The organism is Hydrogenovibrio sp. SC-1 (assembly GCF_002848135.1).
Classification (GTDB): Bacteria; Pseudomonadota; Gammaproteobacteria; order Thiomicrospirales; family Thiomicrospiraceae; genus Hydrogenovibrio.
Genome location: NZ_PKGB01000008.1, coordinates 93,655 through 107,602 on the forward strand (window position 1 = coordinate 93,655; position 13,948 = coordinate 107,602).

12 protein-coding genes are annotated in these 13,948 nt (G+C 44.0%); 3 read left to right on the forward strand and 9 right to left on the reverse strand.

Annotated features, from left to right (window positions below; genetic code table 11):
• The first annotated feature begins 113 nt into the window (after positions 1 to 113).
• A complete protein-coding gene (locus tag CYQ88_RS06210; protein WP_101840490.1) occupies positions 114 to 2,471 on the forward strand; it encodes a bifunctional diguanylate cyclase/phosphodiesterase in 2,358 nt (785 codons plus the stop codon).
• 28 nt (positions 2,472 to 2,499) lie between these two features.
• Here CYQ88_RS06210 and CYQ88_RS06215 read toward each other — a convergent pair whose 3' ends face one another.
• The 6 genes from CYQ88_RS06215 to CYQ88_RS06240 all read right to left on the reverse strand — a co-directional run bounded on the left by CYQ88_RS06215 (position 2,500) and on the right by CYQ88_RS06240 (position 10,520).
• Positions 2,500 to 3,309 (reverse strand): DUF2063 domain-containing protein, encoded by an 810-nt coding sequence (locus CYQ88_RS06215; RefSeq protein ID WP_101840491.1) that lies wholly within the window; start codon positions 3,307 to 3,309, stop codon positions 2,500 to 2,502.
• On the reverse strand, positions 3,302 to 4,162 hold the full coding sequence (locus CYQ88_RS06220) for a DUF692 domain-containing protein (protein WP_101840492.1): 861 nt from the start codon (positions 4,160 to 4,162) through the stop codon (positions 3,302 to 3,304). Before CYQ88_RS06220 ends, CYQ88_RS06215 begins: the two co-directional genes overlap by 8 nt.
• Positions 4,163 to 4,226: 64 nt before the next feature.
• Positions 4,227 to 5,564: a TolC family protein gene (locus CYQ88_RS06225; protein WP_101840493.1), complete on the reverse strand. Its 1,338-nt coding sequence runs from the start codon at positions 5,562 to 5,564 to the stop codon at positions 4,227 to 4,229.
• Complete coding sequence (locus CYQ88_RS06230) at positions 5,561 to 8,728, reverse strand: efflux RND transporter permease subunit (RefSeq protein ID WP_101840494.1); 3,168 nt, start codon at positions 8,726 to 8,728, stop codon at positions 5,561 to 5,563. The genes CYQ88_RS06225 and CYQ88_RS06230 overlap by 4 nt, the downstream gene beginning before the upstream one ends.
• 12 nt (positions 8,729 to 8,740) lie before the next feature.
• Positions 8,741 to 10,069, reverse strand: a complete 1,329-nt coding sequence (locus CYQ88_RS06235) for an efflux RND transporter periplasmic adaptor subunit (RefSeq protein WP_233188827.1) — start codon at positions 10,067 to 10,069, stop codon at positions 8,741 to 8,743.
• A gap of 67 nt (positions 10,070 to 10,136) precedes the next feature.
• Positions 10,137 to 10,520 (reverse strand): hypothetical protein, encoded by a 384-nt coding sequence (locus CYQ88_RS06240; protein ID WP_101840495.1) that lies wholly within the window; start codon positions 10,518 to 10,520, stop codon positions 10,137 to 10,139.
• Between the two features lie 90 nt (positions 10,521 to 10,610).
• Between CYQ88_RS06240 and CYQ88_RS11500 the strand changes: the two genes are divergently transcribed.
• Positions 10,611 to 10,784, forward strand: coding sequence for a hypothetical protein (locus CYQ88_RS11500; RefSeq protein ID WP_158236021.1), 174 nt, complete (start codon positions 10,611 to 10,613; stop codon positions 10,782 to 10,784).
• Here CYQ88_RS11500 and CYQ88_RS06245 read toward each other — a convergent pair.
• Together CYQ88_RS06245 and CYQ88_RS06250 are read right to left on the reverse strand one after the other, a co-directional pair.
• Positions 10,781 to 11,341, reverse strand: coding sequence for a DJ-1 family glyoxalase III (locus CYQ88_RS06245; RefSeq protein ID WP_101840496.1), 561 nt, complete (start codon positions 11,339 to 11,341; stop codon positions 10,781 to 10,783). The genes CYQ88_RS11500 and CYQ88_RS06245 overlap by 4 nt on opposite strands.
• Entirely contained in the window at positions 11,338 to 12,651 is a 1,314-nt protein-coding gene (locus CYQ88_RS06250) for a S41 family peptidase (RefSeq protein WP_101840506.1), read from the reverse strand. Before CYQ88_RS06250 ends, CYQ88_RS06245 begins: the two co-directional genes overlap by 4 nt.
• A gap of 180 nt (positions 12,652 to 12,831) precedes the next feature.
• Between CYQ88_RS06250 and CYQ88_RS06255 the strand changes: the two genes are divergently transcribed.
• The gene (locus tag CYQ88_RS06255) at positions 12,832 to 13,140 is read left to right on the forward strand and encodes a helix-turn-helix transcriptional regulator (RefSeq protein WP_101840497.1); all 309 of its coding nucleotides are present in this window, start codon (positions 12,832 to 12,834) and stop codon (positions 13,138 to 13,140) included.
• Between the two features lie 11 nt (positions 13,141 to 13,151).
• On the opposite strand, the gene CYQ88_RS06260 is transcribed toward CYQ88_RS06255, so the two are convergent.
• The gene (locus CYQ88_RS06260; RefSeq protein ID WP_101840498.1) at positions 13,152 to 13,886 is read right to left on the reverse strand and encodes a putative metalloprotease CJM1_0395 family protein; all 735 of its coding nucleotides are present in this window, start codon (positions 13,884 to 13,886) and stop codon (positions 13,152 to 13,154) included.
• Positions 13,887 to 13,948 lie beyond the last annotated feature (62 nt).

Consider the following 13,948-nt stretch of genomic DNA (forward strand, 5'->3'; position numbering starts at 1 on the left):
ATAATTATTGGACGGGTTCATGATTTAGTTCAAGTTATTGGTGTGTTTTTTTCTTGTTAACCCGACTATTATCCTTGAAAATCAAACAAAATAAATAAAATACCCTAACTTCCATGATTCAGCACTCTGCCAGATTTACACGTTACCTGCTACTCAGCTATTCATTCGTCCTGATTTTAGTCTCGGCTGGCGCAGGGGTTTTTATCCATTATGAGAGATCTCTGGCAAAATCCTTTACCACCTATTCTCAAAATGCCGAATTGAAGTCTCATGTTGACAGTATTTTATTTTCGGCAAATCAACGCAGTATTTTATTGGTTCGAATGATCAATGCCACTGATTTTTTCAAAGTCGATGCGCTCAATTTGGAAATGCTAAAGCATGAGCAAAACGTCGTTGACAATCTGCAAAGCCTGATTCAGCGTGTGGAAATGAAAAGCCAGGAAGAATATCTACGTCAGGCTGGCATTGTCATGTCTTACAACCGCAAAATTCAGACTGAGATTTATCAGTTTCTGATGGATGACAAGCGTGAACAGGCTCTAGATCAATTGCTACGGGTCGCGATTCCCGTTCAAGACAAGGTTCAGGTGCTATTCAACCAGTTAAAAGACAGTTATGAAAGCCGAGTTCAACTCTCTAAAGAACAGTTTTCAAATGCCATAGATGACATGCTCAAAATGATCATTTTGGTTTCTGTTCCGATTATATTAAGCCTGTTAATCATTGCAACCATCACTACTCGACGTTTAAATGCCTTTGCCAAAAGTCAGAAGTCGATCCTAGACTCTTTGGAAGAACGAGTTAAGGAAAGAACACAAGCATTATTACTCGATCATAACTTGATGCAAAACTTAAACGAGGCGATTGGTATTTTCGACACCCAGGATAAGATTCACTTATCTAATAAGAAACTAGATGATTTAACGGAAGCCTGCAAGCTGCCTGAAAATGTCACTATTTGGCAGTTGTTAATGTGCTTGTTTAAGGATGTGGATGTCGGCCATATTAAATATCATTTAAAGCATAAGGAAGCTTGGCGTGGCGAAGCGACTTTAAGCCGAGACTCAAATCAATTCTGTATTATTGATATTGCTAGGATCAGCGATACCAGTCTGCCAAATGACTTTTTCTCCATTGTGGTGACCGATATTTCAGATTTAAAGGCAACCCAGCACAAACTGGAGCATACTTCCAACTACGATTCCGTCACGCAATTGCCCAACCGCTATTATTTTAATGTCACCTTAGATCGCTTCCTGAACGATCACCCAGACCAACCCTTGCATTTGATGTACATTGATTTGAATGATTTTAAATGGGTCAATGACCATCTTGGCCATGCAGCGGGGGATGCATTTTTATTCAATGCAGGGGTTCAGTTTAAGAAGGTTTTACCTAAGAAAGCCTTTATTGCGCGTTTGGGAGGCGATGAATTTGCGATCTTACTCCCTGGTAATTATGAAATCAGTGATTTGACCGACCTCTGCGAAAGCGTTTTAAAAGCGCTAGAAGAAGTGAATGAGCACCAATCAACGCATCAGGTAGGCTGTAGCATGGGCGTGGCAACCTATCCGCAGCACGCAAAGTCTGCAGAGGATTTACTCCATAAAGCGGATTACGCCATGTACTCGGCTAAGGACAGTGAAAATGGTCATTATTGTATTTTCACCGATCAGATGAATAAAACGCTATTGGATCTTAGAGAGATTGAAGTAAATTTACACCGCGCCGTTCAGAACGCCGAATTTGAGGTTTATTATCAACCTCAATATCGTTTGCACAACCTGCAACTGGTCGGGGCAGAAGCCTTGGTGCGCTGGCCAACACCTGAGCGGATGATTTCACCATTAGAATTTATCCCCTTAGCGGAACGGTTTGGTTTAATCAATGACATCGGTGTCTTGGTTATGCAGCAAGCCATGCATCAAACACAACGTTGGCAAACCACTTCCAAGCCGCTACCTAGAATTGCGATTAACGTATCGGCATCTCAATTATTAATGGGCGATTTTGGCGATAAAATTAGCGCTATTTTAGCGGACAATCAACTAGAGTCCCATCAAGTCGATATTGAAATTACCGAATCCGTGATGATGAAAAACCTAGAGTTGAATGGCGAAACGCGAGTCAGTTGCGTGAGTCGCCTCCAAAAAAGCGGGCTTGAAATCTCAATTGATGACTTTGGAACCGGCTATTCTTCTTTGGCCTATATCAAACACCTCAATGTTGACCGTATTAAAATTGATAAGAGTTTTATCGACGATATTGATACGCAAAGTGAAGCCAGATCGATTGTCAGTGCCATTATTGAAATGGGACACAGTTTAGGGCTAAAAGTGCTGGCCGAAGGGATTGAAACGCCGAATCAACTGGATATTCTGAAAAAACTCGGCTGTGATGAAGGACAAGGCTATTTATTCAGTCGGCCGCTGCCAGCCAAAGAGTTTGAACAGAAGTGTTTATCATAAGCGCGAGTATAGTGTATTAAACTGGCTTTTATGGCAAGGGATGTGGAATGAGCACTTGTTGTTGTAACAAGCCATCCAATGCTGGCAATGCCAGTGTGGCTAAGCTGGCTGCAGGCTGTTGCATCGTTTCAGCCATGTCCGCCATCACTTCCTCTAATGGATCTGGATTGTTCCCTTCCAGCCGCACCAATAATTCATAGAGCAAAGGCGTCAATGCCATAAACTGCACCTGATCGTTTACATCCCGATAAGCCAATATGGTGGTTGGCGTTTCGGGTTGCTCTAGGTTGGCATTGTCTGCACTAATTTGATCGACCGGCCACTGATAAGCCAAGGGGATGGCCAGAGGTGATAAGCGATAGCGACTTTGCAGATTGGCCTGTGGCGGCGAGTCTAAATAAATGCCTTCTTGCTCATCCACCAATAACGCCAATTCAATCCATTCATAATGCGCCAACTCCAATAAATAAGGCGGGTCATCATCGCGCGGTTGATAGTCCGCTTGCAAAAATAACAAAAACTCTTGTCCCAATTCATGGAATAACGGAGTTCGAGCCTGATGCTTTTGCATATACTCTCGAATCAATTCCAACCAACGATCTTCGCCCAACACCGAGCAGCTAACCGGAAATAGATTCCTAAAAAAGCTATTGATATTATTAAAAAATAACTGTTCATAAGCAGCCAACCGTCTGGGCTCGATTTCGAGTGCCATTTCGCCCAGGCCTGGGTGTTTTTGCGGTTGATATGGCTGGTTTTGCGGGTCGCGAATGTGGCTGGCAAATAAAGTTTGTAATTGCTGAAAGCGCGGTAAATCCGTGAAGACAGTCCTAGACATTGTCAGCCCCCTGAGCCTGTTGGCTTTTGCGAATCTGATTGATTTCCAGTTGCAGGTCGGCCAGCGGAGGAATATTGAAATCGCGCTCTAACAAAGTCGGTTGCACACCATGCACCGCGTAGGTTTGATCTAGCAGATCCCAAACCACTGGCTTAACAGCTTCGCCATGGGTATCAATTTTTAAGTCGTCCGCTTCATCAAAGTGCCCTGCCATGTGCAAATACATTAATCGTTCAGTGGGCATGGCTTCAATAAATGCTATGGGATCATATTGCTGGTGATTAATACTATTGACATAGGTATTGTTCACATCCAATAACAGTCCACAATCGGCTTCTGTCGCCACCGCATTGATAAATTCTACCTCCGACAATTCATTGGTAGGCAAAGCATAAAAGGAAACGTTTTCAATGCCAAGCGGTTGTTCCAGCACATCTTGAACATGCCGAATACGCTTGGCAACATAATCAACCGCGTCTTCAGTGAAGGGAATCGGCATAAGGTCATATAGATGGCCTGAATCGCCGCAGTAACTTAAATGTTCAGTATAAAGTGGCACTTGATGAGTTTTAAAAAAGGCTTTTAATTCGAGTAGAAAATCCTCATCCAATGGATGCGGGCCGCCAATATCGAGTGAAAGACCATGACAAACCAAAGGGTAGCGCTCGGAAAGTTGTCTGAGCGCACGCCCTTGTCGGCCACCAAACCGAACCCAGTTTTCCGGCGCAACCTCCAAAAAGTCCACGGGAAAATCAGGGGTGGCGAGTATTTCATCAAAAAAATCACGCCGAAGCCCTAAGCCGACACCGGTCACTCTGGGCGATGCAAAGCTGGAAGATGAAGTCGCTGTCATGATTTTCCTGATCTCTCCATTGTGTTTGGCCTTTTTAGCACAAGCTGTAAGGCGAGACGATGAATTAAGGATTGACAAGACCTTGCCAAAGGCCGTTACCATTCACTTTTAAATGCCCCATTGCAGCATATAACTGGAAAGCATTCAACCAAATATCAGCCATTAACAATGGGATGTCCCGTTCAATACGATACAAGTGGCGCTGCGAATTCAGTAAATCGAGAATGTTACGACTCCCCGTTTGCAAAGCCTGCCCATTGGCTCTGACTGCCTGCTGACTGGAATTTCGTGCGGCCTTCAAGGCTTCCAATCTTTGCGAACCAGTTTCTAATGCCAGCCAGGCATTTTCCGCTTGCGCCTGAACGGCTAATGAAAATTGTGTTTTTTGCGCCAACTTCTGCTGTGACAGCTGTCGCTGTTGAGAGACTTTAGACTGGGTCTGCCCCCCTAGATAGAGTGGCATCGACAATTGAACCCCGCCTTTAGCACCCCGCATATCATCATAAAAGTGGCCATCCGATTCATTCAGCACTAAAGCGCCAAACGCTTTAAGCTGGATATGGTCCTGTTGCCTCAGAGCTGTGGCTCGATTTTCAGAGGCTTGCCATTGCTGGTCAAGCGCTTGAATTTTTGGGTGTTGCTGCGTCAAAAATGCCCAGGCCTGGTCATTTTTTTGTAGTAACTGCTGACGCACGCTGTGTTCGATTTGGGCTAAATTGGCAGGCAACTGCTTCGGAAATTGCAATTGCTTTAAGGTGTTTGCCGTCAGTTGACCGCCTAGCAACGCATTTAATCCAGCATAACTTTGATTTAATTGCTGACGCGCTTTGAGGGTTTCAGCGCGATTAAAATCTAAACGCGACTGAATATCCGACACATCGGTTAAATCTTGATAGCCAACCTGAAATCGTTGCTGAACCTGCTGTAAAATTCCGGCAATAGCCGTTTGCTCTTTTTGCAAAAAATAGAGCGTTTCTTTTTGCTGCCAAATTTTGAAATACCAGTGTGCAACCTGCATGAGTACCGATTGACTATCAGCTTCCTGTTGCCAAATTGTCGCTTGATGCTGCTTTTGTGCAACCGTGGTAAAAGCTTGCTTCTGTGGTTGATAAAGGGGGTAGCTGGCAACTAACTGTGTGGCTGAACGCGGAAATTGTGCTTCCGCCATCCATGCATAACTCAATTCACTGTTTAAGTGAACCTCTGTCCCTTGCTGCGCAGATTGCGTTGCTACCACCTGCTTGGCTGCAGCGGTTGTGGCTACCGCCGCTGTCAGCGTGGGATTGTGTTCAAGAGCCAATTTAAAGATCTGTGTTAACGAGTTAGGGGTATCACTGGCGTGAACCCAACTGGTTATGACGGTTAAAACCCCAAGACAAGCCAATCGATTTAAAAACGTCATTTCACACCTCCTTGCTGCTGAATTACAGGCGCTGGAAAGCCTTTTCGTAATTCGAGCCAATATACCAGTAGCGGAATTAACACCATTGACACCACCGGTGCCGAAATCATCCCGCCAATCATCGGCGCAGCAATGCGTTGCATGACTTCAGACCCAGTGCCATCTGAAAATAAAATGGGCAATAGCCCTACGACAATCACACTGACCGTCATGGCTTTCGGGCGAACCCGATTAACTGCACCTTTCATAATGGCCGCTTTCAAATCCTCTGTATGGTTGTATTGATGACTTTGTTTGGCATCGGCAATAGCCGATTTTAAATAGATCAACATCACCACCCCAAACTCGGTGGCCACTCCGGCTAAGGCAATCATGCCAACCGCAACGGCGATAGAAAAGTCAAAGCCCAACGCCCAAACAAACCACACTGAACCAAGTAGTGCAAATGGAATGACGGCCAAAATCATAATGGCATCCGTGACGGTTTTAAAAATAAAATACAACAAAATAAAAATAATCACTAAGGTTAGTGGGACGATTTCCATTAACGTTTGTTGTGCTTTTAATAAATAAGCATACTGACCTGACCACTCCAAGCTAACATTTTTCGGCAAGGCGATTTGCTTTGAAAGGTGTTGTTGCGCGGTTTCGATGTAGTTTTTAAGATCCGTTCCCGGTTTTAAATCAATAAAGGTCCATCCGTTTAACCGTGCGTTTTCCGATTTAATGACAGCAGGCCCTTTACGTAACTGAATATCGGCCACCATTCCCAATTGAATATGCGCGCCTGATGACGTGACGATGGGAAGTTGTTGCAAGGCTTCAACCGAGTTACGCCAAGACTGAGGATAGCGTAAATTCATGCGATACCGTTCACGTCCTTCTAACGTGGTCTGCAAAGATTTTCCACCCACGGCCACACTGATCATATTGGTCAACTGTGCCATTGACAGTTCATAGCGCGCGGCGGCCGTTCGATTTGGCAGAATATCGATATATCGACCGCCCTCAGAACGGTCAGAGAAAACCGATAGCGTGCCGGGCAAAGATTGTAGTGCGCCTTCTAATAAGCCGCCTACCGTTTGAATATCTTGCAAGTTGTCCGCCGAAATCTTAATGCCAATCGGGGTTTTAATGCCAGTCGAAAGCATATCAATCCGAGTTTTGATGGGTTGCACCCAAGCATTGGTTAACCCGGGGATTTGCACCGCTTGATCCAGTTCGGAAATCAGCTTCTGCAGAGTCATTCCCGGACGCCATTCAGATTTATCCTTCAATTGAATAGTGGATTCCAACATCGTTAAGGGGGCCGGATCGGTTGCGGTATCCGCACGTCCAATTTTGCCAAAAACGGTTTTCACTTCTGGAAAGGTTTTAATAATCCGGTCGGTTTCTTGTAACAAGGATTGAGCGACACCAATTGAAACCCCCGGCAGTGTGGTAGGCATATACAACAAATCCCCCTCATCCAATTGCGGCATAAATTCTGAGCCCATATTTTGCCAAGGATAGAACAGCGTTGTTAATGCCAAGATAGCAATGGCCAGAATCGATTTTGGAAAGGCTAAGGTCGCTTTAATGACGGGTTGATAGAGCCAAATCAAGGTTCGATTCAATGGATTCTTGGTTTCACTGGGGAGTTTTCCACGAATAAAATATCCCATTAATACGGGTACTAGGGTAATGGCAAATCCAGCAGCAACGGCCATTGCCAGTGTTTTGGTTAAGGCCAAAGGGGTAAACAGTCGACCCGCTTGTTCTTGCAATGCAAAAATCGGCATAAAACTGAGCGCAATAATTAATAGCGATAGAAACAGTGGCTTTCCGACTTCTTGGCAGGCTTGTAGAATCAATTGCCAATGGGCATGACCGGTTACGGTTTCGCCCATTTGGCGTCGATAGTGTTCTAGTTTTTTATGCACATTTTCAATCATGACAATAGCGGCGTCCACCATGGTACCAATCGCAATCGCAATGCCCCCCAAACTCATAATGTTTGCGGTCACGCCCATTTGTTCCATAATTAAAAAGGCTCCTAGAACGCCAAGCGGTAGCGAAATCATGGCGACCCATGCTGACCGCAAATGCCATAGAAATAGGATAGACACCAGTATGACCACCAGCATTTCTTCGAGCAATTTATCCGATAAGGTTTGTACCGATTTTTCGATGAGTTCAGAACGATTATAGACTTCAACCAATTCCACGCCCTGTGGCAGGCCTGGTTGAATTTGAGCTATTTTTTGCTTAACGGCGTCTATCACCTTTTGAGCATTTTCGCCAGAGCGCATCACCACAATGCCGCCGACCACTTCGCCCTGACCATTCAGCTCAGCCAGTCCTCGCCTAGGTTCGGATCCCAATTGTACCCGTGCAATCTCTTTTAATAACACTGGCGTATTGCTTTGAGAATGGCGACCGACAGGTGTGTTTTCTAGGTCTTCAATTTGGGTGACATAGCCTTTGACACCAACCATATATTCGGCTTCGCCCATTTCGATCACGGAAGCGCCCATCTCGACTGAGCTTTGTTGAATGGCTTGCTGAACCGACGATAATGTAAGCCCATATCCTCTGAGTAGGTTTGGATTGACCACCACTTGATATTGCTTAATCATGCCGCCAATTGCTGCAACCTCAGACACCCCTGGGACGGCCTGTAATTCATACTTTAAAAACCAATCCTGTAAACTGCGAAGTTGTGCCAAATCCAATTGATGTGATCGATCAATGAGTGCATATTGGTAAACCCAACCAACGCCCGACGCATCCGGTCCCAAACTGGGCTGAACCGTATCGGGCAATTGTGCTTTCACTTGATTGAGATATTCCAGCACTCGAGATCTGGCCCAGTAAGGGTCGGTTCCTTCGTCGAATAAAACATAAACGTAGGAATCTCCAAAAAAGGAATAGCCCCTTACCGTCTTGGCTTTCGGCACCGACATCATTAAGCTTGAAATGGGATAAGTGACCTGATCTTCGACCAGCTGTGGACTCTGCCCCGCAAAAGGGGTTTTAACAATCACCTGCACATCAGACAAGTCGGGAATGGCATCAAGCGGCGTATTTTGAACCGCCCGCCAACCCCATAGGGCAATCATCAAACTGATTAACAACACCAGAACCCGATTGTCGATGGAGGCTTTAATAATTGAATTAATCATCTACCACCTCCTTTAATGGTGTGCATGGCGCGACATAGGAGCAGCTTGTCCTTTAAACCGATTCAGATTTGCCTGTATTTGGCTTTCAGAATCAATAAGGAACTGTCCAGAAATTACGATGGAGTCGCCTTCTTCTATCCCGGATAAGATTTCAACCAATCCTTGAGTTTGCATCCCGGTTGTGACGGTCTTGACCTCAAACTGTCCAGGCGCAGACTGCACCACTAAACGCCGGGTTTCACCATCATCAATAATCGCTTCCATAGGAAGCGCAAGCGCATTATGTTTAGGGCCGCCATAGATAATCACATCCGCCAGCATATTGGGTTTGAATGCCAGTGCTTTATTTGGCAGCGTCATTCTAACCTTCAAGGCCTTGGTCGTCGCATCAGTGACCGGTTCAATATAATCAATCTGACTTTCCCAATATTGCCCAGGGTAAGCTTGAAAACGGATTTCGGTGGTGAGGTTGGGTTTAACCCACTGTTGTTGCAAGGGTAAAACCTCTGCTTCAATCCAAACCGTTGATAAATCGGTTAAGCTCATTAACTCGGTTTTCGGTTGAACGAACATACCCGATTGAATACTCAATTGACTCACGACGCCCGTTTGCGAAGCATACACTGGCACCTTGTAGATCAACTTTTGGGTTTTTGATAGCTGTTCTAGTGTTTTTGGGGCAACCCCCAGCAGCTGTAGACGAGTTTGCGCGGAATGGAGCAATGTTTGCCCTTTTTCACCATGGCGTTTGCGGTTTTGCAATATTTGTAAATAATCTTGCTGAGCCGCCACAATTTCAGGGGAATAGAGTCGATAAAGTAGTTCGCCCTTTTGGATTGCATCGCCATTCGTACGAACCGTTAAATCACTAATCCAACCCGATGCTCTCGGGTGAACATGAATGACCTTGGTTTCATCTGCAGTGACTTTGCCAAAGGTTGGCATATACTTCCATAAAGTCACTTTCTGTGCCTTGGCTGTTCGAATAGCAAATCCTTGTTGCAACCCCTTAGCCATATTTGGCATCGCATGTTCGGGTATTTTGATCGTTTGACTGGATTCTGAGCCTGATTCAAAAGCCTGTTGAACCAGTTTCATACCGCAAATCGGGCAGGTACCTTCGTGATCGCGAATGATCTGAGGGTGCATTGGACAAACAAATTGAAATGACGATTTATCACCTATAGATACCGGTGAGGACGCTTCGATGTCAGGACCGGAAGAATGATGCATCCTGTGCTCATCGGCATTCATCTGCAAGGTTTTTTCAGCAGATACACTGACGGGAAACACTAAGCAACTCACCCACAAGACCAACAATCCAATATGAGGGTTGTTCATAACTAAACTCCAAATTTTATTTAAAAAGCGACAAAATAAATTTGTCTACAACATTTCTGAAATAAAATTAGGCGAACCTAGGTGGGCGTTTTTCAAGGGAACCATCAACCGAAAACAATGGTGAGTCTGTCAGTTGAATAAGTCTTTCAGGCTGGAAGGGGTGATGTTGAATGTTAGTGCCAATCAGAACGATACTGGCGCTCGAAACATGACAATCATTCAGGCATTGACAGTCATCTCCACAAAACTGGCAAATATGAACGGCCATATTTTCAGTGGATTCATCACAGCAATCATGCTTTGAATGATGCTGATGAGACATGGTCTCTTTATGCATTTCTGGTGACGGCGACTCAACTGGTAGGTTCATAGAAACACCTGCTTGCGCAAAGCTACTATGCAAAAAGCTGAGTAAGAAAAGCAATAAAAATAGTCGTTGTGAAAATTTCATGATTCGAGTTTAATAGATCGTTATCAAAAACTCAATGCATTTTAGCGTCCCCACTTTGCCAGACTTGGCAAAAATACATTGGAAGAAGTGATGACAGACCCGAACTCGACAGATCCAAATCAACAAAAGGAAGCGCTGATTAAGTTATTAGAAAGCTTATCAAATCAATCAAGAACTAAAAATACTGACGTTCAGTTATCGGAAGCACAAGCCAAACAGCTTGCTGACAAACTGAAGCAAATTCTGAAACAACATCTTAATTAAGGAATCTGTAAACTGGATTCAACTTGCTGCTTGACTGCTTTCCCCATCAACAACTCAATCAAAGACAGAGCCAAAGTCATCGCCGTTCCAGGCCCCCTGGACGTGATAATTTGACCATCAATCACAACAGCATCGTTAAGATAGGTCATATTAGGCGCTGGGTGCTGGTCAATAAAGCCTGGAAAGCTGGTTGCCTGCTTACCATCCAGCAGACCTGCCGACACAAGGACTTTGGGTGCCGCACAGATGGCAGCGACATATTGACCTGAAGCAAGCGTCCTGTGAAGTAGGGTATGCAATAGGGATGATTGATTCAAATGATCAGCACCAGGCATACCACCAGGTAGCGCTATTAAGTCAAAATGAAGATCTTTAACATCTGCCAAGGTCGTTTGTGCAACTAGCTGCACACCCCGGCTGGCAGTAATGGTTTGCTCTTCATCTAAACTGGCTGTGACCACTTCAATGCCGGCACGCACCATTAGGTCAATTAACGTGACCGCTTCAATTTCTTCACAGCCTTGTGCGAGAGGAATTAAAACACGCTTACGACTCATTTTTTCGCCTGTAATTTTTGGCTAAAATACATACCCTTTAAGACATTGAGCGCTTCATTTAATTCATAATCCTTGGCCAAAATCGCATCAAGCTCTTCATCGATAATCCGTTTCTTCGCTTTTTGCTGTTCAACATCATCCTTACCGTCTAAATGGCCGGTCAGATCTTTTTCTTTTATACGCTCAAACTCTTCAATTTTAAGCTTTTCAATTTTAACTTGGTCTATTTTGATATCAGGGATAATACCTTCCGCCTGAATAGATCGACCCGACGGCGTGTAATATCGTGCCGTTGTAACCTTAATAGCACCACCATTATTGAGGGGTAATAGCGTCTGAACGGATCCTTTACCAAAACTATTCCGACCTAGAATTAACGCACGTTGCTGATCTTGCAAGGCACCTGACACGATTTCAGAAGCAGAAGCAGAACCCTCGTTGATTAAGACAACTATTGGTTTGCCATCTAAAACGTCGCCTGCTTCAGCTTCAAAACGCATTTCCGCATTCTTAACACGTCCTTTAGTGTAAACAATCATACCTTCATTTAAAAATGCATCTGTGACCTGAACAGCAGCCCTTAGAACGCCACCTGGATTGTTTCGTAAATCCAATACCAAACCATTTAAAGGTCCCTTGTTTTCGGTCTCAATTTTTTCAATGGTCGAGACTAAATCTTCACCTGTCCGTAATTGAAACTGACTGATTCGAACATAGCCCATTCCTTCTTTTAATAGTTTCCCTTTTACACTATTAACTTTGATAATGGCTCTTACTAGAGTCTTAACCAATGGTTTTTCTTCGCCTTCACGTATCAGGGTCAACTTAATTTCAGTGCCAGGCTTCCCTCGCATTAGTTTAACGGCATCAGATAGGCTTTTTCCTTTGACCGGATGATCATCCAATTTAATAATCAAATCACCTGCCTGAATACCTGCTTTCATGGCCGGCGTATCATCAATTGGCGATATGACTTTTACAAATCCATCTTCCATACCCACTTCCATACCCAATCCACCAAACTCACCCGTGGTATGCTCTTCCATTTTCTTATAGTTCTTGGGTGGCAAATAAGCAGAATGCGGATCCAGGCTAGATAACATGCCGCTAATGGCACCCTCAAGTAAATCTTTGTCTTCAACTTCTTCTACATAATCAGTTGAAATTCGGTTAAACACCTCAACAAATGCTTGAAGCTCTTCAAGTGGAAGCGATATTTGCTTCTGGAGCGCTGGCACCTTCTCTGTTTCTTCAGCTAATACATTCGTTCCTACAACGATCATCGCGCCAAATAAAGCGCCAAATGTCATCCAAATACTTTTCTTTGCCCAAGTTAACTTCACAGACCACTCCATGGCTAATTTTTCATTTTAAACTGAATAACGCACATTATAATTTAACTTTAAGTGACATTAGGGAAGTATTTAATTAGAATTAGCATTAGTATTTAAACAATTGATAATATATTTATTTTACTTGGTGAATTCACAATGAATGAAGTTAACCCGCTAACGATTAAAGAAGAAAATATTGAGAAAGCATCCAAAGCTCTTAAGGCAATGGGGCACCCTCTTAGACTAAAGATTTTGTGTGTACTAGGCGATAATGAACTGCCAGTGATGGACATCGTCTCACGTGTCGGAACAACTCAAAGTAATATTTCACAGCACATTGATATTTTGAGAGAAAAAGAAATTATCGTCTCAAGAAGGGATGGAAGTAGGATTTTGTGTAAAGTGAGAGATCCGCAAATTCTAAATTTACTTGAAGCTATGCAAAATACATTTTGCCCAGTTTAATTCGTTTAGGTCTAACCAGCTAACATACGCACTTCAAATTGAGTACGGTCTGCATTTAGCAAATTAATATCGGAATTATTGGAAGTAATTTGATTAACCGAATTTGGATTAGACTGTTGCTGACCAGATTCAGTTGATTGACTGGTTTTTTCATCAGAACTTTGGTTACCAGCCATTTTCGTAGAGGATAGTTCGGATCTTGCTTGCGCTGCCATACTGGCTGCGGCCTGAGCGACTTTATAGTCTTGGGAAGAGGGCTCTGATGGTGCCAATGCAGCTGCTTGAACTTGTTGTGCTTTCACTAACGTTGCTTCAGGATCACCTGAAACAGGGCTGGTATCAATACTAACTTCACCGCCAACTGCATAACGACGCCCATCTGGCCCCACCTGATACACATAGCTTGCCCCTCCAGACACATATTGCCCACCAGCAGCTAAATGCGCTTGTTCATGGATTTTAACTTCTATATCTCTGGCTTTTAATTGACGAATAACCGTTTCAAAATCACGCTGAGGATCAGTGGTAGAACTAGAAGGTTGGGTAGAATTTGACTGGCCATCAACTCGATCAGCATTCTCAGATTTCCCGGTAGTATTAACGGGTGCGATCCTATTTCCGCCCACACTCGCAGGGACATCTATATATCGAGACTGACTCGTAGACAACTCATTACTTTTCTGCGCAAGTGTAGAAAGCTGACTGCCATAACCATATGTAGAAGAAACACTGATTGAATTTATCATAATAATCAACCACCTATAAATATCTAATAGTAGTTTAGCAGTAATAGCTCATAAAAAAAAGG

What these genes read in the sequence shown, in the direction of transcription:
- CYQ88_RS06210 (WP_101840490.1), top strand. Translation starts at nt 114, where the DNA reads ATGATTCAGCACTCTGCCAGATTTACACGTTACCTGCTACTCAGCTAT.
- CYQ88_RS06215 (WP_101840491.1), bottom strand. Translation starts at nt 3,309, where the DNA reads ATGTCTAGGACTGTCTTCACGGATTTACCGCGCTTTCAGCAATTACAA.
- CYQ88_RS06220 (WP_101840492.1), bottom strand. Translation starts at nt 4,162, where the DNA reads ATGACAGCGACTTCATCTTCCAGCTTTGCATCGCCCAGAGTGACCGGT.
- CYQ88_RS06225 (WP_101840493.1), bottom strand. Translation starts at nt 5,564, where the DNA reads ATGACGTTTTTAAATCGATTGGCTTGTCTTGGGGTTTTAACCGTCATA.
- CYQ88_RS06230 (WP_101840494.1), bottom strand. Translation starts at nt 8,728, where the DNA reads ATGATTAATTCAATTATTAAAGCCTCCATCGACAATCGGGTTCTGGTG.
- CYQ88_RS06235 (WP_233188827.1), bottom strand. Translation starts at nt 10,069, where the DNA reads ATGAACAACCCTCATATTGGATTGTTGGTCTTGTGGGTGAGTTGCTTA.
- CYQ88_RS06240 (WP_101840495.1), bottom strand. Translation starts at nt 10,520, where the DNA reads ATGAAATTTTCACAACGACTATTTTTATTGCTTTTCTTACTCAGCTTT.
- CYQ88_RS11500 (WP_158236021.1), top strand. Translation starts at nt 10,611, where the DNA reads ATGACAGACCCGAACTCGACAGATCCAAATCAACAAAAGGAAGCGCTG.
- CYQ88_RS06245 (WP_101840496.1), bottom strand. Translation starts at nt 11,341, where the DNA reads ATGAGTCGTAAGCGTGTTTTAATTCCTCTCGCACAAGGCTGTGAAGAA.
- CYQ88_RS06250 (WP_101840506.1), bottom strand. Translation starts at nt 12,651, where the DNA reads ATGACATTTGGCGCTTTATTTGGCGCGATGATCGTTGTAGGAACGAAT.
- CYQ88_RS06255 (WP_101840497.1), top strand. Translation starts at nt 12,832, where the DNA reads ATGAATGAAGTTAACCCGCTAACGATTAAAGAAGAAAATATTGAGAAA.
- CYQ88_RS06260 (WP_101840498.1), bottom strand. Translation starts at nt 13,886, where the DNA reads ATGATAAATTCAATCAGTGTTTCTTCTACATATGGTTATGGCAGTCAG.